The organism is Mycolicibacterium diernhoferi (assembly GCF_019456655.1).
GTDB lineage: Bacteria > Actinomycetota > Actinomycetes > Mycobacteriales > Mycobacteriaceae > Mycobacterium > Mycobacterium diernhoferi.
The window spans coordinates 2,772,405-2,792,821 of the sequence record NZ_CP080332.1; the positions used below are offsets into that span (position 1 = coordinate 2,772,405).

Here is a 20,417-nt window from a genome sequence, read left to right on the forward strand (position 1 = left end):
CAGCGGCTGTGACGATTTCTCAACGCCGGGCCCGGCTGCGGCGTCGGCTGGCCGCCGCCGAATTGGACGCGATGTTGGTAACGGACCTGGTCAACGTCCGATATCTGTCCGGATTCACCGGGTCGAATGCGGCTCTACTGGTGCGGGTCGACGACGACACGCCGGTGTTGGCAACCGACGGGCGATATGTAACACAGGCGGCGGCGCAGGCGCCGGACGCCGAACTCGCCATCGAGCGGGCGTGCGCGCCGCACCTGGCCGGCCTGGCGGCGGGGTGCGGAGTGCGAAAGCTCGGCTTCGAGAGCCACGTCGTCACCGTGGACGGCTTCACCGCGCTGCAGCGGACGGCCGAGGGTGTGGAACTGGTGCGCGCCGCCGGCATGGTGGAACGGCTGCGCGAGGTCAAGGACGCGGGGGAGATCGCGATCCTGCGGCTGGCGTGCGAGGCCGCCGATGCGGCCCTGCGCGACCTGCTGGACCGCGGCGGGCTGCGGCCCGGCCGCACCGAGAAAGAGGTCCGCCGCGACCTGGAATCACTGATGCTCGACCACGGCGCCGACGGGGTGTCCTTCGAGACGATCGTGGCCACCGGCGCCAATTCGGCGATCCCGCACCATCGGCCCACCGATGCGGTCCTGACCGACGGTGACTTCGTGAAGATCGACTTCGGGGCGCTGGTCGCCGGCTACCACTCCGATATGACCCGCACCTTCGTACTGGGCCAGGCCGCGCAATGGCAGCTGGACGTGTATCAGCTGGTGGCGGACGCGCAGCGGGCCGGTCGGGAAGCACTCGCCCCGGGCGTCGCACTCAAGGAGGTCGACGCCGCGTCACGGCAGGTGATCGCCGACGCCGGTTTCGCCGAGAACTTCGGGCACGGGCTGGGGCACGGGGTCGGACTGCAGATCCACGAAGCGCCGGGAATCAGTGCTTCAGCCGCCGGTACACTGCTTGCTGGCGCTGCGGTCACCGTGGAGCCCGGCGTGTATCTGCCCGGTAGGGGTGGTGTCCGGATCGAGGACACCCTGGTTGTCGGCAGCGAGAACGCACCCATACCCGAGTTACTCACCCGGTTCCCCAAGGAACTGGCTGTGATCACCTGACCGAGGAGCTGTACTAACCGTGGCATCAACCGCCGACTTCAAGAATGGGCTCGTTCTTCAGATCGATGGCCAGTTGTGGCAGATCATCGAGTTCCAGCACGTCAAGCCCGGCAAGGGCCCGGCCTTCGTACGCACCAAGCTGAAGAACGTGGTGTCCGGCAAGGTTGTCGACAAGACCTACAACGCCGGTGTGAAGGTGGAGACCGCCACCGTCGACCGCCGCGACGCCACCTACCTGTACCGCGACGGCAGCGACTTCGTCTTCATGGACTCCGAAGACTTCGAACAGAATCCGCTGCCCGAGGCGCTGGTGGGCCGGCTGGCCGGCTTCCTTCTGGAGAACATGCCCGTCCAGATCGCCTTCCACGACGGCGTGCCGCTGTATCTCGAGCTGCCCGTCACCGTGGAACTCGTCGTCGCCCACACCGAGCCGGGCCTGCAGGGCGACCGCTCCAACGCCGGCACCAAGCCTGCGACGTTGGAGACCGGCGCCGAGATCCAGGTGCCGCTGTTCATCAACACCGGCGACAAGCTGAAGGTCGACTCGCGCGACGGTAACTACCTCGGACGGGTGAATGGCTAGGACGGGCGAGCGGAGCGACGGGAATGTCTGATCGTCGCGGCGACCGCGGCCGGCATCAGGCCCGCAAGCGGGCCGTCGACCTGCTGTTCGAAGCCGAGGCGCGCGGGATCACCGCCGCCGAGGCGGCGGACGGACGAAACAAGCTGTCGCACACCCAGGCCGATATCAACCCGTTGAACCCGTACACCCTCACGGTGACGCACGGGGTCACCGAACAGGCCGCGCACGTCGACGACCTGATCTCCTCGCATCTGCAGGGCTGGACGCTGGAGCGGCTGCCCGCGGTGGACCGGGCGATCCTGCGGGTCGCGGTGTGGGAACTGCTGCACGCCGAGGATGTGCCGGAGCCGGTCGCGGTGGACGAGGCCGTCGAGCTGGCCAAGGAATTGTCCACCGATGAGTCACCGGCGTTCGTCAACGGTGTGCTGGGGCAGGTCATGCTGGTGACCCCGCAGATCCGCGCTGCGGCCGCGGCGCTGCGTCCCGCCGACGGCGGATCCCCGGACAGCGGAGAGTAGACGATGCCGCACGACTGGGCGCCCTATACGAGCGTGCAGGATGCGGCCTCGGTTTATCTGCGCGACCCCGAACTGGCCCTGGAACAACTCAGGTCGGTCATCGAGTTCCCCGGCATCGCCGCGTTCATCATGTCGCGCGGCGAGACCGAGGAGCGCGAGGGCACCGCGCTGTGGCAGGAAGTGGTGGCCACCGACGGGCTGCGGCTGATCATGTGGCGTGCCGACGACGAGTTCGTCGACGACCGAAGGCAATTGAACTCGTCGGTGCGCACCATTCTGTTGTCGACGATCAGCGACCACATCCTGAGCACCCAGTACGAGGTTCTCGGTGACGGCACCCGTCGGCTGTCCGAGGTCCGGCTGCGGATGTATACCCAGTTGGTGACCCGCGTCCGGCGGACCTCGGCCACCGACAGCGACCTGTACTGCGAGTCGTTCCGGTACACCAAGACCGTCGACAACGGCGGCCTGGCACAGATGGAACGGCTGCTGCAGTTCGGCCGGGTGTTGTCGCGCTCGATGTAGTGACGCGGTCTCCGGGACGGGTATGAAAGTGCCCACCTCGCAGCGACATTCGAGCGACAATCCAGCCTCAGAAATTTCTTTGGCCTCTTTCGTCCCTGCTGTCACATCCTGTCATGATTTGTCGGTGGTCGCACGTATGTTCGAATCATGAAGTCGGACGCGGTGGCCAGTCGGGAGACGGTGCAGGATGCACTCTCCGATCACGCCGCGTCCACCAAAGCCTTGCTGGATGCCGACTTCACGGTGTTCGACACCGCGGAGTTATTGGCCATCCAATCCGAGCGCGAACTGCGGGCGCGCGCGGACGAGATGATCGGGCACCGCATCCAGGCCGCGCTGATGGACCGGGCCGGCGCGCACGAGATCGGTGGGAAGTCCTGGGTCGATGTGCTGGCCACTCGGATGCGGATCAGCCGTGCCGAGGCCGCCCGCCGGGTGTCGGGCGCTGAACTCCTGGGCCCCCGGCACGCCATCGGCGGGGAGGTATTGGAGCCGGTGCTGGCGGCCTGTGCCGCCGCGTTGGCCGAAGGATCGATCTGTGCGGCACACATCAAAGTGGTCCGGGCGACAATGACATCCGCCTCGGGCCGGATGACAGGTACCGAGTTGGCGGACTTGGAGGTGTCGCTGGTCGCCGCGGCCAAGACCACGACCCCGGAAACCCTGGAAAAGGCCGCCGAACGGGTGCTCTACAAACTCAACCAGGACGGCGATGGCCCCGATGTCGCGCGGCATAAGCGGGGCATCACCCTGGGTGCGCAGGATGCCGACGGGCTGGTGCGCATCACCGGCTGGGTGGATGCGGAGCTGGCCGCGTATCTGGGCACCGTGCAGGAGGTGTGGGGCCGGCCCGGGGTCAACAACCCCGATGACGCTGAGCCCAAGCTCAATCCGGACCCGAGCCCGCTCGAAGACGAACCCGGGCCGGCGTGCGATCCGGCGGGTGCAGAGCCCTTCGCCGACGCCGACACAGCAGAAGATCCCGACCCCAACCACCCCGCCAACTTCGGGGCCCTGGCCGATCTGGCCGCCGGTGACACCCGCACCCGGGCTCAACGTTTGCACGATGCCTTCAAGGCGATCCTGCGTGATGCCCTGATGGCCAAGAGCCTCGGCCAGCACAACGGGATCCCGGTCACCATGGTGGTGTCCACGACGTTGGCGGAGTTGGAGGCCGGGGCCGGGATCGCGGTCACCGGGACCGGCACGCTGATGCCCATGCCGGATCTGATCCGCCTGGCCGAACAGGCGTATCACTACCTGGTGGTGTACCGAAAACACACCGCCGAACCGCTCTATCTCGGGCGCACCAAACGCCTGGCCAGCAAGGCCCAACGCCTACTGCTCTACAACCGCGACCGGGGCTGCACCCGGCCCGGCTGCACCAAGGCCGCGTGTCAGTGCCAGGCCCATCACGCCGAACCCAGCTGGAACAACGGCGGACTCACCGACGCCCCCACCCTCGCCCTGGGCTGCGGCCCCGACAACCGGCTCGCCGAAATGGGCTGGACCACCAGCATCGACCACGACACCGGGCGGGTCCACTGGCACCCACCCCCACTGATGGACACCGGCGGTGACACCCTCAACCACCACTTCCACCCCGAAGAACTCCTCCCACCGGAGGAAGGCGCGGGCGGGGCGAACTGTTGATTGGCCCCGACGCGCTGGAACCGGCCTAGAGCCCCAGCCCCTGGTAGGTGCGGCGGACGAATTTCGGTTGTGCCATCCGGAGTTTGGCCATCGAGGTGTTGCCCGCGACCTGTGCGATATCGGCGGTCAGATCGGGAAAGTTCTGGATCAGGTACATCACGATGACGTCATTGGCCGGGTCGGCCTGCCACCAGGTGCCGTAGGCGCCGGGCCAGCCGAAGGTCCCGATCCCGCCGGGGCCGAAGAACCGCTCGGACTGGGCCGGGTCGGTCACCACCGACATGCTCAGCCCGAATCCGCGCCCGATCCAGAACGGCACCCCGAGGAAGTTGTGTTCCTTCTGGTCGGGGTGCAACCGGTCGGTGCGCATCAACTGGGTCGACTCCTCGGAGAGCACCCGGACACCGTCGACGGTGCCGCCGCCCAGCAGCATTCGGGCGAACTTCAGGTAGTCGTCGGCGGTGGACATCAGGCCGCTGCCGCCGGAGCAGAACTCCGGGGGAGTCAGCGGCGGGGGACCCATGACATCGTCCCGCAGGGACCCGTCTGTGGTCAGGCCGTACATGGTGGCCATCCGGCGGCGCTGGGTCAGGCTGAGCGCGAAACCGGTGTCCGACATGCCCAGCGGCTCGAAGATCCGCTCGGCGAGCAGCTCGTGCAGCGGTTGGCCGGCCATCCGGGCGATGGCGATGCCCAGCACGTCGGTGCCGTGGCTGTAGGTGATGCGGGCCCCGGGCTGATGTACCAGCGGCAGTTCGGCCAGCTCGGCCAGCCAGCGCTCCTCGTTCTGCCGGTGTGACAACCGGGCGTAGGCCTTGGCCAGTGGCCCGGTGATGGAGAACGGATAGGCCAGCCCCGCACGGTGGGTCATCAGATCGTCGAAGGTGATGGGCCGGCGCAGCGGCTCGGTGACATCGAGTTCACCGGTCGGCCGGGTCAGCACCCGCAGCCCGGCGATCTCGGGCACCCAGCGGGCCACCGGGTCGTCGAGGGTGAACCGGCCCTCGTCCATCAGCGTCATCGCCGCGGCCACCGTGACCGGCTTGCTCATCGAGGCGATCCGGAACACCGTGTCGCGCTGCATCGGCAGACCGGCCGCGACGTCACGATGGCCGAGCTCGTTGACCTGCACCACCTGGCCGGCGTGCCACACCAGGGTGACCGCGCCGGCCAGCAGGCCGGAGTCGATGGCCTCGGTGATGGAGGCGGCGTTGTTGTCGAGGTTCACCCGGCAGACGTTATCGGGCGCGCGGGAGTTCGGGCGCTCCGCCCGAGACGAAGGGCACACCGTCACGGGCCGGAGCGATGACACCGGCCTGATAAGCTGGCCTGCAGTTCGACGTCCTTTAACGATCCGTCCAGAGAGGCGGAGAAGGAGGTCCTGGTTTACTCGTGGCTGCCGCAGATCCTGCCGGTCCCGACCGGGAATTGATGTCCGCCGCCGATGTGAGCCGGACCATCTCGCGCATCGCGCACCAGATCATCGAAAAGACCGCGCTCGACGCGCCGAATGCCCCGCGGGTGGTGCTGCTGGGCATCCCGACCCGCGGCGTGACGCTGGCGGCCCGGCTGGCCGAGAAGGTCGGTGAGTTCGCCGGGGTGGATCTGCCGCACGGCGGCCTCGACATCACCCTCTACCGCGACGACCTGAACATCAAACCGCCGCGCCCGCTGGAGTCGACGTCGATCCCGGCCGGCGGCATCGACGGCGCCCTGGTCATCCTCGTCGACGACGTGCTCTACTCCGGGCGGTCGGTGCGCTCGGCGCTGGACGCCCTGCGCGACATCGGCCGGCCCCGGATCGTGCAGTTGGCGGTGCTCGTCGACCGCGGTCACCGGGAGCTACCGATCCGTGCGGACTATGTCGGCAAGAACGTGCCCACCTCGCGCAGCGAGAACGTCAAGGTGCGACTGCAGGAACCCGATGGGGAGGACAGCGTGCGGATCGCACCGTATGGAGGACCGAGTAGGTGAAGCATCTGTTGGCGGCGGGCGACCTGTCGCGCGACCAGGCCGTCGCGATTCTCGATGACGCAGACCGCTTCCGGGAGGCACTGCTGGGCCGCGAGGTCAAGAAGCTGCCCACCCTGCGCGGGCGCACCATCATCACCATGTTCTACGAGAACTCCACCCGCACCCGGGTGTCGTTCGAGGTGGCCGGGAAGTGGATGAGCGCCGACGTCATCAACGTCAGCGCCTCCGGGTCCTCGGTGGCCAAGGGGGAATCGCTGCGCGACACCGCCCTCACACTGCGGGCCGCCGGCGCCGACGCGCTGATCATCCGGCACCCGGCTTCCGGTGCGGCACAGCAGCTTGCCGCGTGGACACATGACGAATTGGGCGGGCCCAGCGTGATCAATGCCGGTGACGGTACCCACGAACACCCCACCCAGGCGCTGCTCGACGCGCTCACCCTGCGCCAGCGGCTCGGCTCCATCGAGGGCCGCCGGGTCGTCATCGTCGGCGACGTGCTGCACAGCCGGGTCGCGCGCTCCAACGTCGAACTGCTGGCAACCCTCGGCGCGGAGGTGGTGCTGGTCGCCCCGCCGACCCTGCTGCCGGTCGGCGTGGCCGGGTGGCCGGTCACCGTGTCGCACGATCTGGACGCCGAACTGCCCGCCGCCGATGCGGTCCTGATGCTGCGGGTGCAGGCCGAGCGGATGAACGGCGGATTCTTCCCCTCCGAGCGCGAGTACTCGGTGCTCTACGGACTGTCGGAGAAGCGGCGCGCCAAGCTGGCCGAGGACGCCGTGGTGCTGCACCCCGGCCCGATGCTGCGCGGTATGGAAATCGGGTTCGCGGTCGCCGATTCGTCGCAGTCGGCTGTGCTGCAGCAGGTTTCCAACGGAGTACATGTACGGATGGCGGTGCTGTTCCACCTGTTGGTCGGCGCCGGGGAACGGGAGGCGATCACCGCATGAGCGGACAGGTGTTGATCCGGGGCGTGCGGCTCTACGGTGAGGGCGATCCGGTCGACGTGCTCATCGCCGACGGTCAGATCGCCGAGATCGGATCGGGGATCGGTTCGGACGCCGACACCGTGATCGAGGCCGCCGGCCAGATTCTGCTGCCCGGTTTCGTCGATCTGCACACCCATCTTCGTGAGCCCGGCCGCGAATACGCCGAGGACATCGAAACCGGTTCGGCGGCTGCCGCTCTAGGTGGCTACACCGCGGTGTTCGCGATGGCCAACACCGACCCGGTGGCCGACAGCCCGGTGGTCACCGACCACGTGTGGCACCGCGGACAGCAGGTCGGCCTGGTCGATGTGCATCCGGTCGGCGCGGTCACGGTGGGCCTGGAGGGCAAGCAGCTCACCGAGATGGGGCTGATGGCCGCCGGCGCCGGAGGGGTCCGGATGTTCTCCGACGACGGCGTCTGCGTGCACGACCCGTTGGTGATGCGCCGCGCACTGGAGTACGCAAGCGGGCTGGGTGTGCTGATCGCCCAGCACGCCGAGGAACCGCGGCTCACCGTCGGCGCCGTCGCGCACGAGGGACCCAATGCCGCCAAGCTGGGGCTGGCCGGCTGGCCGCGCTCGGCCGAGGAATCCATCGTCGCGCGCGACGCGATTCTGGCCCGCGACGCCGGAGCCCGGGTGCACATCTGCCACGCATCCACCGCGGGCACCGTCGAACTGTTGAAATGGGCCAAAGCGCAGGGCATCTCGATCACCGCCGAGGTCACCCCGCACCACCTGCTGCTCGACGACACCCGGCTGAACAGCTATGACGGCCGCAACCGGGTCAACCCGCCGCTGCGCGAGGCCTCCGATGTGGCGGCCCTGCGACAGGCGCTCGCCGACGGGGTCATCGACTGCGTGGCCACCGACCACGCCCCACACGCCGAGCAGGAGAAGTGCTGCGAATTCGCCAACGCGCGCCCCGGCATGCTGGGCCTGGAGACCGCGCTGTCCGTGGTCGTCGAGACCATGGTCAAGCCCGGCCTGCTGGGCTGGCGTGATGTCGCCCGGGTGATGAGTGAGGCCCCCGCCGCGATCGTCGGGCTGCCCGATCAGGGCCGCCCGCTGGCGGTGGGGGAACCGGCCAACGTCACCGTCGTCGATCCCGACGCCACCTGGACGGTCACCGGCTCGGAACTGGCCAGCCGCTCGGACAACACACCGTTCGAAGAGATGACGCTGCCGGCCGCGGTGACATGTACGTTGCTGCGCGGCAAGATCACCGCGCGCCGGGGATCGGGCGAGCGTGACCGCCCAACGAGTAGCGAAGCGGATCGCGCATGAACGACGCAACCCTGATCGGATCGCTGGTGCTGGCCACGGTGGTGGTGCTGGCCATCGGCTTCTTCATCCGGCAGATCGTGCGTGGCTGGCGCCACCGCATCGAGCGGCAGGCCGAGCTCATCGGCAACCTGCCGCCGCTGCCGGACACCGTCGGGCCGGTGCTGGCCGGCCCCACCAAGGGTCTCTACGTCGGCAGCACGGTGGCGCCGAACTGGAACGACCGGATCGCGGCCGCCGGGCTGGGATTCCGGGCCAAGGGAGTGCTCACCCGCTATCCCGAGGGAATCATGGTGCAACGCAGTGGGATCGGTCCGATCTGGATTCCGGACGAATCGATCCTGGCAATACGCAGCGAACGGGCCATCACAGGTAAGGCACTCACCCACGACGGCATCATCGCCGTCCGGTGGCGACTGCCGTCGGGTACCGAGATCGACACCGGTTTCCGGGCCGACGACCGGGGCGAAGTCAAGAATTGGGTCAAGGAGGATGCGTGACACGCAGCGCTGAAAAAGCAGTCCTGGTACTGGAGGACGGCCGGGTCTACACCGGCACGCCCTTCGGGGCGACCGGGCAGACACTCGGTGAGGCGGTGTTCTCCACCGGGATGTCCGGCTACCAGGAGACGCTGACCGACCCGAGCTACCACCGTCAGATCGTGGTCGCGACGGCGCCGCAGATCGGCAACACCGGCTGGAACGGTGAGGACGGCGAGAGCCGCGCGGACAAGATCTGGGTGGCCGGCTACGTCGTGCGTGACCCGTCGCCGCGCGCGTCGAACTGGCGCTCGACCGGCACCCTCGAGGATGAACTGGTGCGCCAGGGCATCGTCGGCATCGCGGGGATCGACACCCGCGCGGTCGTGCGCCATCTGCGCACCGCCGGGTCCATGAAGGCCGGTGTGTTCTCCGGTGACGCCCTCGACGACGTCGACACCCTGGTCGACCGGGTGCGCAGCCAGCCCTCGATGCTCGGAGCCGACCTGGCCGGCGAGGTGTCCACCGCAGAGCGCTACACGGTGGAAGCCGATGGGCCGCAGCGTTTCACCGTCGCCGCCATCGACCTCGGCATCAAGACCAACACCCCGCGCAACTTCGCCCGCCGGGGCATCCGCAGCCATGTGTTGCCGGCCGCGACGACCTTCGACGAGATCATCGAGATCAAGCCGGACGGGGTGTTCCTGTCCAACGGTCCCGGTGACCCGGCCACCGCCGACCACATCGTGGAGGTCACCCGCCAGGTCCTCGGCGCCGGAATCCCGTTGTTCGGCATCTGTTTCGGCAACCAGATCCTGGGCCGGGCGCTGGGCCGGTCCACCTACAAGATGACCTTCGGTCACCGGGGCATCAACATCCCGGTGATGGATCACGCCACCGGCCGGGTCGCGGTCACCGCCCAGAACCACGGCTTCGCTCTGGAAGGCGAGGCCGGCGAGGAGTTCGACACCCCCTTCGGCCGCGCGGTGGTCAGCCACACCTGCGCCAACGACGGCGTGGTGGAGGGCATCAAACTCATCGACGGTCGGGCCTTCTCGGTGCAGTACCACCCCGAGTCGGCCGCCGGTCCACGGGACGCCGAGTACTTGTTCGATCAGTTCATCGACCTTCTGTCGGAACGCAAGTCAGGGGAGAAGTAAATGCCACGCCGTTCTGACCTCAAGCATGTGCTGGTCATCGGGTCCGGCCCGATCGTCATCGGCCAGGCCTGCGAGTTCGACTATTCGGGCACCCAGGCGTGCCGCGTGCTGCGTGCCGAGGGGCTGCAGGTCAGCTTGATCAACTCCAACCCGGCCACGATCATGACCGACCCGGAGTACGCCGACCACACCTACGTGGAGCCCATCACCGCGGGTTTCGTCGAGAAGATCTTCGCCCAGCAGGCCGAGCGCGGGAACAAGATCGACGCCGTGCTGGCCACCCTGGGCGGGCAGACCGCCCTCAACACCGCGGTCGCGCTGCACGACGCCGGCATCCTGGAGCGCTACGGCGTGGAGATGATCGGCGCCGACTTCGATGCCATCCAGCGCGGTGAGGACCGGCAGAAGTTCAAGGACATCGTCGCCAAGGTCGGTGGCGAGTCGGCGAAATCCCGGGTCTGTTACACCATGGACGAGGTCCGCGACACCGTCGCCGAGCTCGGTCTTCCGGTCGTCGTCCGGCCGTCGTTCACGATGGGCGGGCTGGGCTCGGGCATGGCCTACTCGGCCGAGGACGTCGAGCGGATGGCCGGTGACGGGCTGTCCGCATCGCCGACGGCGAACGTGCTCATCGAGGAATCCATCTACGGCTGGAAGGAGTTCGAGCTCGAGCTGATGCGCGACCACCACGACAACGTGGTGGTGGTCTGCTCGATCGAGAACTTCGACCCGATGGGTGTGCACACCGGGGACTCGGTGACCGTCGCCCCGGCGATGACGCTGACCGATCGCGAGTACCAGACCATGCGCGACCTCGGTATCGCCATCCTGCGCGAGGTCGGCGTGGACACCGGTGGCTGCAACATCCAGTTCGCGATCAACCCGAAAGACGGACGTCTCATCGTCATCGAGATGAACCCGCGGGTGTCCCGGTCCAGTGCGCTGGCGTCCAAGGCGACCGGATTCCCGATCGCCAAGATCGCCGCCAAGTTGGCCATCGGCTACACCCTGGACGAGATCGTCAACGACATCACCAAGGAGACCCCGGCCTGTTTCGAGCCGACCCTGGACTACGTCGTGGTCAAGGCCCCGCGGTTCGCCTTCGAGAAGTTCCCCGGCGCGGACCCGACCCTGACCACGACCATGAAGTCGGTGGGCGAGGCGATGTCGTTGGGCCGCAACTTCATCGAGGCTCTCGGCAAGGTGATGCGCTCGCTGGAGACCAAGCGCACCGGCTTCTGGACCAAACCCGACCGTGAGGCCACCCTCTCCGAACTGCTGACCGATCTGCGCACCGCCACCGACGGGCGCATCTACGACATCGAGCAGGCGCTGCGCCTGGGCGGCAGCGTCGAGGAGGTCGCCGAGGCCTCCGGGGTGGATCCCTGGTTCATCGAGCAGATCGCCACCCTGGTGGAGCTGCGCGCCGAACTGGTCGACGCCCCGGTCCTGGACGAGACGCTGCTGCGGCACGCCAAGCATTGTGGGCTGTCCGACGGGCAGATCGCCGCGCTGCGTCCCGAACTGGCCGGCGAGACCGGGGTGCGCGTACTGCGCGAGCGGCTCGGCATCCACCCGGTGTACAAGACCGTGGACACCTGCGCCGCCGAGTTCGAGGCCCGCACGCCGTACCACTACAGCAGCTACGAGCTGGACCCGGCGGCCGAGACCGAGGTCGCCCCGCAGACCGAGAAGCCCAAGGTGCTCATCCTGGGCTCCGGCCCGAACCGGATCGGGCAGGGCATCGAATTCGACTACAGCTGTGTGCATGCCGCCACCACGCTGAGCCAGGCCGGGTTCGAGACGATCATGGTCAACTGCAACCCCGAGACGGTGTCGACCGACTACGACACCGCCGACCGGCTGTACTTCGAACCGCTGACCTTCGAGGACGTGCTGGAGGTCTACCACGCCGAGCAGGCCTCCGGCGCGGGCGGACCGGGGGTGGTGGGCGTCATCGTGCAGCTCGGCGGGCAGACGCCGCTGGGGCTGGCCGACAAGCTGGAGCGCGCCGGTGTGCCGATCGTGGGCACCAAGCCCGAGGCCATCGACCTGGCCGAGGACCGCGGGCTGTTCGGCGAGGTGCTGATGAGCGCCGGGCTGCCCGCACCCCGGTTCGGCACCGCCACCAGCTTCGAGCAGGCTCGCCGGATCGCCGCCGACATCGGCTACCCGGTGCTGGTGCGCCCGTCCTACGTGCTCGGTGGACGCGGTATGGAGATCGTCTACGACGAGGAAACCCTGCAGGGCTACATCACCCGGGCCACCGAGCTGTCCCCGGAGCATCCGGTGCTGGTCGACCGGTTCCTGGAGGACGCCATCGAGATCGACGTCGACGCGCTGTGCGACGGCAGCGAGGTCTACATCGGCGGCGTGATGGAGCACATCGAGGAGGCCGGCATCCACTCCGGCGACTCGGCATGTGCGCTGCCGCCGGTCACCCTGGGCCGCACCGACATCGAGAAGGTCCGCGAGGCCACCGAGGCGCTCGCGCACGGCATCGGGGTGGTCGGGCTGCTCAACGTGCAGTACGCGCTCAAGGACGATGTGCTCTACGTCCTGGAGGCCAACCCCCGGGCGAGCCGCACCGTGCCGTTCGTATCCAAGGCCACTGCCATCCCGCTGGCCAAGGCGTGCTCCCGGATCATGTTGGGTGCCACCATCGCCCAGCTGCGTGAAGAGGGCGTGCTGGCCGCCGAGGGTGACGGCGCGACAGTGTCCCCGGCCGCGCCGATCGCGGTGAAGGAAGCGGTGCTGCCCTTCCACCGGTTCCGCAAGGCCGATGGCTCCCAGGTGGATTCGCTGCTCGGGCCGGAGATGAAGTCCACCGGTGAGGTGATGGGCATCGACCGCGACTTCGGCACCGCGTTCGCCAAGAGCCAGACCGCCGCGTACGGTTCGCTGCCGGCTTCGGGCACGGTGTTCGTCTCGGTGGCCAACCGGGACAAGCGTTCGCTGGTGTTCCCCGTCAAGCGGCTCGCGGACCTCGGGTTCCGCGTGCTGGCCACCGAGGGCACGGCGGAGATGCTGCGCCGCAACGGTATTCCGTGCGAGGTGGTGCGCAAGAACTTCGAGGATCCTGGCGACGGGCGGCCGGAGATGTCGGCCGTGGACGCGATCCGGGCCGGCCAGGTCGACATGGTGATCAACACCCCGTACGGCAACTCCGGGCCGCGCGTGGACGGCTACGAGATCCGCTCGGCGGCGGTGTCGATGAACATCCCGTGCGTGACCACGGTGCAGGGCGCGTCGGCGGCGGTGCAGGGCATCGAGGCCGGCATCCGGGGCGACATCGGGGTGCGGTCGCTGCAGGAACTGCACAGTCAGCTCGGCGAGCACCGGTGAGCTCGTTCGGGGCGCGGCTGGCCGAGGCCGTCGCCGCCAGGGGACCGTTGTGCCCGGGCATCGACCCGCACCCCGAACTGCTGTCCTCCTGGGGGTTGCCCGTCGACGTGACGGGCCTGGCGCGGTTCAGTGAGATCTGCGTGGCGGCGTTCGCGGATTTCGCGATCGTCAAACCCCAGGTGGCGTTCTTCGAGGCGTACGGCTCGGCCGGCTTCGCGGTGCTGGAACAGACGACGGCGGCCCTGCAGGCCGCGGGGGTGCTGGTGCTCGCCGACGCCAAACGCGGCGACATCGGCACCACCATGGCGGCCTACGCGCAGGCCTGGGCGGGGGAGTCGCCGTTGGCCGCCGACGCGGTCACGGCCTCGCCCTACCTGGGTTTCGAATCGCTGCGGCCGCTGCTCGACGTCGCCGCGGCACACGGGCGCGGAGTCTTCGTGCTGGCGGCCACCTCGAACCCGGAGGGTGCCGGCGTGCAGCGTGCCGTCGTGGGCGGACCGGCGGACGGGCGCACCGTCGCACAGAGCATCGTCGACGCGGCCGGCATGGAGAACCAGGCGAACAGGGCCCACCAGGGCCCCGGGTCGATCGGTGTGGTGATCGGGGCGACGCTGTCCGATCTGCCGGACCTCGGCGCCCTGGACGGCCCGGTACTGGCCCCCGGGGTGGGGGCCCAGGGTGGACGGCCCGAGGATCTCGGCCGATTGGGCTCCCGGGTCCTGCCCGCGGTGTCCCGGGAGATCCTGCGCGCCGGACCCGAGGTCGCCGCATTGCGGGCGGCCGCGGAACGGCTCCGCGACGAGGTCGCCTACCTGGCCTGAGGAGCTGTCTGCCCGCTGTACGGGGGCGGGTGGATGGAACCCGGCCGAGCGGGGTGGCGGAGGGCGCTGGCGCCCCGCCAGGCGGCCGAAGCGATGGGTGTCCTCGCCGGGCTGGTCCCGGCCCCACGCGGCGCCCGAACCTGGGAGTGCCGGGGTGGAAAATCCGCAGATGATACGCCTGGTATCCGGGCGTTTGTTTAGGTTTGCTATGCGTCCACTGCGGTGGGTGACGTGACGGGTGTCCCGGCGATCTCCGACACGCCCGACACGCCATGACCAGCGAAAATTTCTCATTCCAGTGCCAGGAATCGCGATTCAGCGAACTGACGGCGGCCGCGCTCAATCTCCCGCCGATCTGCAATTCAGCTGAAAACCCTTGCTGTGCAGGGAGATCAGAAGAGCGGGTGCTGGCAAACACCCGTGCGGCCGGAAAATGGGCACGGCGGGCTCACGCCGTACACGCTGGTCTTTTGACCCGGAAACGCGGGGGTGGGGTTAGCTTTCGTCAGGATGCGTGGGTACGGTCGTCGTCGCTGGCTGGTTACGTGATCCAGCCGTGATGAAACAACAGATGGCGAGAGACGGAGGAACCCCGTGGCCCTTCCCCAGTTGACCGACGAACAGCGCGCGGCAGCGTTGGAGAAGGCTGCTGCCGCACGTCGAGCGCGAGCCGAGCTCAAAGATCGGCTCAAGCGCGGCGGCACCAACCTCAAGCAGGTTCTCAAGGACGCTGAGACCGATGAGGTCTTGGGCAAGATGAAGGTCTCCGCACTGCTGGAGGCGCTGCCCAAGGTCGGCAAGGTCAAGGCTCAGGAGATCATGACCGAACTGGAGATCGCTCCGACCCGCCGCCTGCGCGGCCTCGGCGATCGCCAGCGCAAGGCGCTGCTGGAGAAGTTCGACTTCACCAGCGACTAATCAGTACCCAATTGAACACTGGTGGTGGGCCGGACAAGGCTGCGGTCGTAGTCCTGTCCGGCCCTTCCGCTGTCGGGAAGTCCACGGTGGTGCGCTGTCTGCGCGACCGGATTCCCGACCTTCATTTCAGCGTGTCAGTCACGACACGCGCGCCGCGACCCGGTGAGGTCGACGGCGTGGACTACACGTTCGTCTCGGCCGAAGAGTTCCAGCGTCTGATCGACAACGGAGAACTCCTCGAGTGGGCCGAGATCCACGGCGGTCTGCAACGGTCGGGTACCCCGGCCGCGCCGATCCGTGCGGCCACCGCCGCCGGCGTCCCGGTACTGATCGAGGTCGATCTGGCCGGAGCCCGCGCCGTGAAGGCGGCGATGCCCGAGGTCACGACCGTCTTCCTCGCACCGCCCAGCTGGGAGGTGCTGGAGGAACGGCTGGTGGGACGCGGGACCGAAAGTCCCGAGGTCCAGGCCCGGCGGCTGAGCACCGCACGCGAGGAACTGGCCGCCCAGGGCGACTTCGATGTGGTGGTTGTCAACAGGCAATTGGAGTCGGCTTGCGCGGAATTGGTATCCTTGCTGGTGGCCCGCTAGTCGGATTGCCTCAATCGCACCAAATGCATCGTCTTTAACACCGAAAACTTTTTACAGCCGGGAGAATCTTCGTGAGCACGCCTGTCGAGAACATCGACGCCGCCAACGCCTACGACACGCCGCTGGGCATCACCAACCCGCCCATCGATGAGCTGCTCGACCGTGCGTCGAGCAAGTACGCATTGGTCATCTATGCCGCCAAGCGTGCGCGCCAGATCAACGACTACTACAACCAGCTCGGCGACGGCATCCTGGAGTACGTCGGCCCGCTGGTCGAGCCGGGCCTGCAGGAGAAGCCGCTGTCGATCGCGATGCGCGAGATCCATTCCGATCTGCTCGAGCATTCCGAGGGCGAGTAACAGCCAGGGGCTGCCGAAATGACCGACCGTAAACGGATCGTCGTCGGCGTTGCAGGCGGGATCGCCGCCTATAAGGCGTGCACCGTTGTCCGGCAGCTCACGGAAGCGGGCCACGAGGTCAAGGTGGTGCCGACCGAGTCGGCGCTGAAGTTCGTCGGTGCCGCGACGTTCGAGGCGCTGTCGGGTCAGCCGGTGCACACCGGCGTCTTCGAATCCGTCCACGAGGTTCCGCATGTCCGGATCGGCCAGCAGGCCGATCTGGTGGTGGTCGCCCCCGCGACGGCGGACCTGCTGGCCCGGGCGGTCGCCGGTCGGGCCGATGACCTGCTGACCGGGACCCTGTTGACCGCACGCTGTCCGGTGCTGTTCGCGCCGGCCATGCACACCGAGATGTGGTTCCACCCGGCCACCGTGGACAACGTCGCCATGTTGCGTTCTCGGGGTGCGGTGGTGCTCGAACCGGCCTCCGGGCGGCTCACCGGCGCCGACACCGGCCCGGGCCGGCTGCCCGAGGCCGAGGAGATCACCACCCTGGCGGGGCTGCTGCTGGAGCGTCCCGACGCCCTCCCGTACGACCTGTCCGGGGTGAAGGCGCTGGTGACCGCCGGCGGTACCCGCGAGCCGCTGGACCCGGTGCGCTTCATCGGCAACCGGAGTTCGGGCAAGCAGGGCTACGCGGTGGCCCGGGTGATGGCCCAGCGTGGCGCCGAGGTCACCCTGGTCGCCGGGAACACCTCCGGCCTGATCGATCCGGCCGGGGTCAACGTGGTGCACATCGGTTCGGCCACCCAGCTCAAAGAGGCGGTCACCAAGCTCGCCTCTGAAGCGAACGTCCTGGTGATGGCGGCCGCCGTCGCGGACTTCCGGCCGGCGCAGGTCGCCACGGCCAAGATCAAGAAGGGCGCATCCGAGCCCTCCTCGATCGAACTGATCCGAAATGACGACGTGCTCGCCGACGCTGTCCGCGCCCGCGCCGAGGGCCAGCTGCCCAATATGCGCGCAATCGTGGGCTTCGCCGCCGAGACCGGCGATGAGAACGGCGATGTGCTGTTCCACGCACGGGCCAAGCTCAAGCGCAAGGGCTGCGAAATGCTGGTGGTCAATGCGGTCGGGGAAGGCAAGGCCTTCGAGGTCGATCACAACGACGGCTGGATGCTGGGCGCCGACGGAACCGAAACCGCGTTGGAGCACGGCTCGAAGACTTTGATGGCCAGCCGTATCGTGGACGCGATCGGGGCGCTCCTGAACGGGTGAACCGCATTGCGCCTAACGGTTGCGTCGATCGGCTTTACAAGGTTGGCTGCCAGTGAGCAAGATTAAGCTTTGCCTATCTAACTATTTGGAGGATGTCACGTGAGCACAGGTCGGCTGTTTACCAGCGAGTCGGTGACCGAAGGACACCCCGACAAGATCTGTGACGCCATCAGCGATTCGATCCTCGACTCCTTGCTGGCCGTCGATCCCAGGTCGCGGGTCGCGGTCGAGACCGCTGTCACGACCGGCCAGGTCCACGTCATCGGCGAGGTCACCACGTCCGCCAAGGAAGCCTTCGCCGACATCAACGACACCGTGCGCAAGCGCATCCTGGAGATCGGCTACGACTCCTCGGACAAGGGCTTCGACGGCGAGACCGCCGGTGTCAACATCGGCATCGGCCGCCAGTCGCCCGATATCGCCCAGGGCGTGGACACCGCTCACGAGACCCGCGTCGAGGGCGCCGGCGATCCGCTGGACCTGCAGGGCGCCGGTGACCAGGGGCTGATGTTCGGCTACGCCATCAAGGACACCCCGGAACTGATGCCGCTGCCGATCGCGCTGGCCCACCGGCTGGCCCGTCGCCTCGCCGAGGTGCGCAAGAACGGCAAGCTGGACTACCTGCGCCCGGACGGCAAGACCCAGGTCACCGTGCAGTACGACGGCACCACCCCGGTCCGGCTGGACACCGTGGTGCTGTCCACCCAGCACGCCGCGGGCATCGACCTGGACGGCCAGCTGGCGCCCGACATCCGCGAGCAGGTCGTCAACACCGTGCTCGACGACCTCAACCACGACACCCTGGACACCTCCGACTTCCGGCTGTTGGTCAACCCGACCGGCAAGTTCGTGCTCGGTGGCCCGATGGGTGACGCCGGCCTGACCGGCCGCAAGATCATCGTCGACACCTACGGCGGCTGGGCCCGTCACGGCGGCGGCGCCTTCTCCGGCAAGGATCCCTCGAAGGTGGACCGTTCGGCCGCCTACGCGATGCGCTGGGTGGCCAAGAACGTCGTCGCCGCCGGCCTGGCCGAGCGGGTCGAGGTGCAGGTCGCCTACGCGATCGGCAAGGCCGCCCCGGTGGGTCTGTTCGTCGAGACCTTCGGCTCCGAGACCGTCGACCCGGCCCGGATCGAGAAGGCCATCACCGCGGTGTTCGATCTGCGCCCCGGCGCCATCGTGCGGGATCTGGATCTGCTGCGCCCGATCTACGCACCGACCGCCGCGTACGGCCACTTCGGCCGCACCGACATCGAGCTGCCCTGGGAGCAGACCAACAAGGTCGAGGAGCTCAAGGCTTCCGTCTAGCCTCTTTTTCTCGCGAAGAGACGCGAATGGCCGCTATTCCACCCGGAATAGCGGCCATTCGCGTCTGCTGGCAAGGGCTTTCGTGCACCGGCATTCGAACCGCGCTCGACGGTGTCTCCATCTCGGTGGCGCAGGGTGAGATCCTCGTTCTAACCCGCCGTCCCGCTGAACGCGTAGTCATCGAGCGGGAAGGTGCGGCTGCGCCAGTACGTCTCCGGCGTGCTGGCCGGGCGCAGCGGCACATCGCCGTTCTTGTCGAAGTAATAGCTGTTGGCCGTCGCGCAATTGTCCTGCCAGAAAATCTGGCGGTGTCGTTTGCGCATCATCTCGGCGAAGTAGCGGGCGTTGGCCTCGGGCCGCACCTCGACCCGCGCCGCGCCGGTGCGCGCGGCCTGCTGCAGGCAGCGCACGATGTGATGGGTCTGCGTCTCGATCAACGCGAAGTACGACGAGCCGACGTACCCGTACGGGCCGCAGACATTGAAGAAATTCGGGAAGCCGGGCACGCTGACACCCTCGTACGCCTGCATCCTGTTGCGGGTCCAGAAGTCGGCCAGTGCCTGACCGCCCGGGCCGATCAGTCCGAAGGTGCCGGAGTCGACATCCATCACCTTGAAACCCGTTGCGAGCACCAGCACGTCGACATCGTGGGCGACGCCTTCGCCCGATGTCCCGGTGGTGCACACCCCGGTCGGGGTGATCCGATCGATCGGTTCGGTGACGAGGTCGACGTTGTCTCGGTTGAAGGTGCTCAGATAGCTGTTGTGGAAGGCCGGGCGTTTACAGCCCACCGCGTAGCGCGGGGTCAGCTTCTCCCGCAGCACCGGGTCGCGGACCTCGCGGCGCAGGTAGGACAGCCCCATCCGCTCGGCGCCGCCGGACAGCGGCAACACGCTGTGGTACTGCGCGGCCAACGGGAAGGTGACCTCGACGTAGGCCTGGCTCAGCAGGCGGCCGGCGGCGCTGCCGAACGGCAGGCGCATCGCCCAGCGTGCCGGCGCCGGCAGTGGCACATCGAACTTCGGGAAACACCAGATCGGGGTGCGCTGGAACACGGTGAGCTGTCCGACCTGCGGCGCGATCTCGGGAATGAGTTGCACCGCCGACGCGCCGGTGCCGATCACCGCGACACGTCTTCCGGACAGGTCGGTGCGGTGATCCCAGCGGGCGGTGTGGAGCGTGGTGCCGGCGAAGGTGTCGACCCCGTCGATGTCGGGCAGTTTCGGCACATTGAGCACACCGGCGGCGTTGATCAGGTGCCGCGCGGTGTGCTCACCGGCCGAGGTGCTGATGCGCCAGAGATCGGCCGCGTCGTCGAACACCGCACCGGTGACCTCGGTGCCGAACCGGATCCTGGCGGCGATCCCGTACTTGGCGACGCAGTGATCGGCGTAGGCCTTGAGCTCCCGGCCCGGGGCGTAGGTGCGCGACCAGTGCGGGCGCCCGCCTCGATGATCAGGTAGTCACCGAGCCTGGCCTTGTCCAGGGCGATCGCGGCTCCGATCCCGGAGAACCCGGCCCCGACGATGACGGTGTGGACGTCCGGTGTCATGGCCCG

18 protein-coding genes and 1 pseudogene are annotated in these 20,417 nt (G+C 68.1%); 17 read left to right on the top strand and 2 right to left on the bottom strand.

The window, feature by feature from the left end; genetic code table 11:
- Positions 1–8 precede the first annotated feature (8 nt).
- The 5 genes from K0O62_RS13200 (at position 9) to K0O62_RS13220 (ending at position 4,382) form a co-directional block, all read left to right on the top strand.
- Positions 9–1,103: an aminopeptidase P family protein gene (locus K0O62_RS13200; protein WP_073854601.1), complete on the top strand. Its 1,095-nt coding sequence runs from the start codon at positions 9–11 to the stop codon at positions 1,101–1,103.
- A gap of 19 nt (positions 1,104–1,122) precedes the next feature.
- Positions 1,123–1,686: an elongation factor P gene (gene efp / locus K0O62_RS13205; protein WP_073854603.1), complete on the top strand. Its 564-nt coding sequence runs from the start codon at positions 1,123–1,125 to the stop codon at positions 1,684–1,686.
- 23 nt (positions 1,687–1,709) lie between these two features.
- Positions 1,710–2,204 carry a transcription antitermination factor NusB gene (nusB, locus tag K0O62_RS13210; RefSeq protein WP_073854605.1) on the top strand — a complete coding sequence of 165 codons (495 nt, stop codon included), beginning with the start codon at positions 1,710–1,712 and terminating at the stop codon, positions 2,202–2,204.
- Between the two features lie 3 nt (positions 2,205–2,207).
- Positions 2,208–2,729 (top strand): hypothetical protein, encoded by a 522-nt coding sequence (locus K0O62_RS13215; RefSeq protein WP_073854607.1) that lies wholly within the window; start codon positions 2,208–2,210, stop codon positions 2,727–2,729.
- A 147-nt stretch (positions 2,730–2,876) separates the two neighbouring features.
- Complete coding sequence (locus tag K0O62_RS13220; RefSeq protein ID WP_083603689.1) at positions 2,877–4,382, top strand: HNH endonuclease signature motif containing protein; 1,506 nt, start codon at positions 2,877–2,879, stop codon at positions 4,380–4,382.
- 25 nt (positions 4,383–4,407) lie between these two features.
- Here K0O62_RS13220 and K0O62_RS13225 read toward each other — a convergent pair whose 3' ends face one another.
- A complete protein-coding gene (locus tag K0O62_RS13225) occupies positions 4,408–5,610 on the bottom strand; it encodes a serine hydrolase domain-containing protein (RefSeq protein ID WP_073854609.1) in 1,203 nt (400 codons plus the stop codon).
- Positions 5,611–5,774: 164 nt separating this feature from the next.
- On the opposite strand from K0O62_RS13225, the gene pyrR reads away from it, so the two are divergent.
- The 12 genes from pyrR (at position 5,775) to metK (ending at position 18,859) form a co-directional block, all read left to right on the top strand.
- On the top strand, positions 5,775–6,356 hold the full coding sequence (pyrR, locus tag K0O62_RS13230) for a bifunctional pyr operon transcriptional regulator/uracil phosphoribosyltransferase PyrR (RefSeq protein WP_073854611.1): 582 nt from the start codon (positions 5,775–5,777) through the stop codon (positions 6,354–6,356).
- The gene (locus K0O62_RS13235) at positions 6,353–7,303 is read left to right on the top strand and encodes an aspartate carbamoyltransferase catalytic subunit (protein WP_073854613.1); all 951 of its coding nucleotides are present in this window, start codon (positions 6,353–6,355) and stop codon (positions 7,301–7,303) included. The genes pyrR and K0O62_RS13235 overlap by 4 nt, the downstream gene beginning before the upstream one ends.
- Entirely contained in the window at positions 7,300–8,628 is a 1,329-nt protein-coding gene (locus K0O62_RS13240) for a dihydroorotase (RefSeq protein ID WP_073854615.1), read from the top strand. Before K0O62_RS13235 ends, K0O62_RS13240 begins: the two co-directional genes overlap by 4 nt.
- On the top strand, positions 8,625–9,125 hold the full coding sequence (locus K0O62_RS13245) for a PH-like domain-containing protein (RefSeq protein ID WP_073854617.1): 501 nt from the start codon (positions 8,625–8,627) through the stop codon (positions 9,123–9,125). The genes K0O62_RS13240 and K0O62_RS13245 overlap by 4 nt, the downstream gene beginning before the upstream one ends.
- Positions 9,122–10,264 carry a glutamine-hydrolyzing carbamoyl-phosphate synthase small subunit gene (gene carA / locus K0O62_RS13250; RefSeq protein ID WP_073854619.1) on the top strand — a complete coding sequence of 381 codons (1,143 nt, stop codon included), beginning with the start codon at positions 9,122–9,124 and terminating at the stop codon, positions 10,262–10,264. The genes K0O62_RS13245 and carA overlap by 4 nt, the downstream gene beginning before the upstream one ends.
- Positions 10,265–13,609: a carbamoyl-phosphate synthase large subunit gene (gene carB / locus K0O62_RS13255; protein WP_073854621.1), complete on the top strand. Its 3,345-nt coding sequence runs from the start codon at positions 10,265–10,267 to the stop codon at positions 13,607–13,609.
- On the top strand, positions 13,606–14,430 hold the full coding sequence (gene pyrF / locus K0O62_RS13260) for an orotidine-5'-phosphate decarboxylase (RefSeq protein ID WP_073854623.1): 825 nt from the start codon (positions 13,606–13,608) through the stop codon (positions 14,428–14,430). The genes carB and pyrF overlap by 4 nt, the downstream gene beginning before the upstream one ends.
- 594 nt (positions 14,431–15,024) lie before the next feature.
- Positions 15,025–15,348 carry an integration host factor, actinobacterial type gene (gene mihF / locus K0O62_RS13265; protein WP_067811067.1) on the top strand — a complete coding sequence of 108 codons (324 nt, stop codon included), beginning with the start codon at positions 15,025–15,027 and terminating at the stop codon, positions 15,346–15,348.
- An 11-nt stretch (positions 15,349–15,359) separates the two neighbouring features.
- Positions 15,360–15,938, top strand: coding sequence for a guanylate kinase (gene gmk, locus K0O62_RS13270; protein WP_073854625.1), 579 nt, complete (start codon positions 15,360–15,362; stop codon positions 15,936–15,938).
- A gap of 65 nt (positions 15,939–16,003) precedes the next feature.
- Entirely contained in the window at positions 16,004–16,297 is a 294-nt protein-coding gene (gene rpoZ / locus K0O62_RS13275) for a DNA-directed RNA polymerase subunit omega (protein WP_087022889.1), read from the top strand.
- A gap of 18 nt (positions 16,298–16,315) precedes the next feature.
- On the top strand, positions 16,316–17,551 hold the full coding sequence (gene coaBC, locus K0O62_RS13280) for a bifunctional phosphopantothenoylcysteine decarboxylase/phosphopantothenate--cysteine ligase CoaBC (protein WP_073854629.1): 1,236 nt from the start codon (positions 16,316–16,318) through the stop codon (positions 17,549–17,551).
- 99 nt (positions 17,552–17,650) lie between these two features.
- The gene (metK, locus tag K0O62_RS13285; RefSeq protein ID WP_073854630.1) at positions 17,651–18,859 is read left to right on the top strand and encodes a methionine adenosyltransferase; all 1,209 of its coding nucleotides are present in this window, start codon (positions 17,651–17,653) and stop codon (positions 18,857–18,859) included.
- 149 nt (positions 18,860–19,008) lie between these two features.
- Here metK and K0O62_RS13290 read toward each other — a convergent pair.
- Positions 19,009–20,411 (bottom strand): annotated as a pseudogene (locus K0O62_RS13290) (flavin-containing monooxygenase).
- Positions 20,412–20,417: the final 6 nt, after the last annotated feature.

What these genes read in the sequence shown, in the direction of transcription:
- coaBC (WP_073854629.1), top strand. Translation starts at nt 16,316, where the DNA reads ATGACCGACCGTAAACGGATCGTCGTCGGCGTTGCAGGCGGGATCGCC.
- K0O62_RS13245 (WP_073854617.1), top strand. Translation starts at nt 8,625, where the DNA reads ATGAACGACGCAACCCTGATCGGATCGCTGGTGCTGGCCACGGTGGTG.
- K0O62_RS13220 (WP_083603689.1), top strand. Translation starts at nt 2,877, where the DNA reads ATGAAGTCGGACGCGGTGGCCAGTCGGGAGACGGTGCAGGATGCACTC.
- K0O62_RS13215 (WP_073854607.1), top strand. Translation starts at nt 2,208, where the DNA reads ATGCCGCACGACTGGGCGCCCTATACGAGCGTGCAGGATGCGGCCTCG.
- nusB (WP_073854605.1), top strand. Translation starts at nt 1,710, where the DNA reads ATGTCTGATCGTCGCGGCGACCGCGGCCGGCATCAGGCCCGCAAGCGG.
- K0O62_RS13240 (WP_073854615.1), top strand. Translation starts at nt 7,300, where the DNA reads ATGAGCGGACAGGTGTTGATCCGGGGCGTGCGGCTCTACGGTGAGGGC.
- carB (WP_073854621.1), top strand. Translation starts at nt 10,265, where the DNA reads ATGCCACGCCGTTCTGACCTCAAGCATGTGCTGGTCATCGGGTCCGGC.